This window comes from Herminiimonas sp., assembly GCF_030645555.1.
Taxonomy (GTDB): Bacteria; Pseudomonadota; Gammaproteobacteria; order Burkholderiales; family Burkholderiaceae_D; genus Oxalicibacterium.
This window is the reverse complement of sequence record NZ_JAUSME010000013.1, coordinates 1-1,207: the sequence shown is the minus strand read 5'-3', so window position 1 is coordinate 1,207 and position 1,207 is coordinate 1. Positions and strand designations below refer to the sequence as shown.

Here is a 1,207-nt window from a genome sequence, read left to right as displayed (position 1 = left end):
AGCAACAAAGTCGCGTCGCCACCGTCGTCGAGGATCATGTTCGTGTATTCGCCGTTCGGCCACTCGAAAATGCGATGCGTGAAATCCCAGTACTCGTCCAGGTTTTCGCCCTTGAATGCGAACACCGGCGTGCCGTTGGCGGCGATCGCGGCGGCTGCGTGGTCCTGGGTCGAATAGATGTTGCACGAGGCCCAGCGCACCCGCGCGCCGAGCGCTTCCAGGGTATGGATCAGCACGGCGGTCTGGATCGTCATGTGCAGCGAACCGGTGATGCGCGCGCCTTTCAGCGGCTGGCTGGCGGCGAATTCTTCACGAATCGCCATCAGGCCCGGCATTTCGGTTTCGGCAATGCGGATTTCCTTGCGACCCCAGTCGGCAAGGCCGAGATCGGCTACGAAGAAATCCTGGTTGGCATTCGGGGAAGTACTGCTTGCAGATGCGGCGCTCATCACGCGCTCCTTTCGTAAGAAAAAAGTGACGTGAGCGCCGTTGCATATTGACAATACCAAGCCTGGCAGGCAGAAAGCCTGTCGCAACGCTCCTTGGCACGGCCGCTATTCTAATCGAAAGCAGGGCTGCGCGTCATCCCGCACCACCGGCCCGGCATGCGGCCGACGAACCAGGCGGCAATTGCATAGGCCAAGCCGCCGGCGGCGCCCAGTGCATGCGCCTGGGTAATGACGACGACGCCTGTCATCGACAGAGCCGGGCTCGCCACACCCAGGGCTTCGGACAGCAGTTTGCCGGCCAGCGCCAGCAGGGACAGTGCCCACCAGATGCGTGCCTCGCCTGCTATCGCCGCCGGCCGCAACAGCAGCAACAGCGCCGAGCCCGCCCAGATGCCATGAAGTACGCCCGACAGTCCGGCATAGCGCTGAAGTTCCGGCATCGACAACCAGAGGCCGGCCGACACCGCAACGGCGCTGGCCAGCAGGAGGCCGACCGCATGGCAGGCCGGCAGGCGCTGCCAGAGCAGTTCGCACAGCAACAGCAGTCCCGCCAGGTTGAACAGGAGATGCCAGCCATTGACATGGACCAGATGCGCGCTCAGCAAGCGCCAAAACTGGCCGTCCAGCAGTGCCTGGCGATCATAGGCGAACACGCGCAGCGATTGCGGAAGCAGCGCCAGCAGGATTGCCAGCAGGCATAGCAACAGGCACAGGCGCCAACTGCCCGCACCGGTCACGCCCATCCCGGCAGCCTTCAT

Annotated in this window: 2 protein-coding genes and 1 riboswitch; both genes read right to left on the bottom strand. The window is 63.7% G+C overall.

The window, feature by feature from the left end; genetic code table 11:
- Nucleotides 1-449: adenosylhomocysteinase (locus tag Q7T06_RS00395; protein ID WP_304778260.1), on the bottom strand; the 449-nt coding region annotated here is incomplete at its 3' end.
- 25 nt (nt 450-474) lie between these two features.
- Nucleotides 475-550, bottom strand: a riboswitch (S-adenosyl-L-homocysteine riboswitch).
- A 9-nt stretch (nt 551-559) separates the two neighbouring features.
- A partial coding sequence (rrtA, locus tag Q7T06_RS00390; RefSeq protein ID WP_304778257.1) for a rhombosortase occupies nt 560-1,207 on the bottom strand: 648 nt, incomplete at its 5' end.